General features: G+C 56.2%; 2 protein-coding genes. Both read right to left on the reverse strand.

Annotated elements, in window-relative coordinates; genetic code table 11:
- The coding region (locus PY257_RS16365; RefSeq protein ID WP_419095733.1) for a DUF4124 domain-containing protein at positions 1–156 on the reverse strand (156 nt) is incomplete at its 3' end.
- Between the two features lie 21 nt (positions 157–177).
- Positions 178–534, reverse strand: coding sequence for a helix-turn-helix domain-containing protein (locus PY257_RS16130; protein ID WP_275743661.1), 357 nt, complete (start codon positions 532–534; stop codon positions 178–180).
- Between the last annotated feature and the right edge of the window lie 108 nt (positions 535–642).

The following is a 642-nucleotide window of genomic DNA, read 5'->3' on the forward strand; positions in this document are numbered from 1 at the left end:
CGGTGCGCTGGCCTGAATGTCCAGCTTCTTCCCCTGGCCGTCCGCGCAAGGCGCGTCTTGATAGACCACCCTGCCATCAGGCCCCTTGCATTTGTTGACGGCCAAGGCTGGTGCCATGGCCACGGCCATGGCAACAAATGCGATGCAGTGCTTCATTCTCGATCTCCCGTGTAGAGACTAACCAGCCCGGCGCTGGCCCTTTGATTGCGCCGCAAGATTCGCGGTGCCTTCGATGATCTTTTTACCAGCTTCGTCCGTATTTTGATAGTTGTTCAGCAGCGCAGCCTCGCGGCGCGACAAGCTGGCTGTGGCGGGCGCTGGTAGAGGGGTGATTGTGCGCTGGCCGGTGAGGATGTAGAGCACGTTCAGTCCGCAAGAGGCAAGTGCGGCAAGGTACTCGGCGTCTGGACTTCTTTCTCCCTTCTCATAGTTGCGCTGGCTACGCATCGTCACTCCACACTTTTCGGCAAGAGCTGGCTGCGTCAATGCCATCCGCTCTCTCTCGATACGAATTCGCTCCCCGATTGAACTCACGTTCGTTCCTCAAAAATTCATTTGACAACGGGAACGTTTGTTCCCCATAATCTTGCTTAACACGGCACTAGCTGCCGACACATTAACAAGTTAAGCAGAAGGGTAGCA

Origin of the sequence: Curvibacter soli (genome assembly GCF_029211125.1) — a bacterium.
In the GTDB taxonomy this organism is placed as follows: Bacteria; Pseudomonadota; Gammaproteobacteria; order Burkholderiales; family Burkholderiaceae_C; genus Curvibacter_A; species Curvibacter_A soli.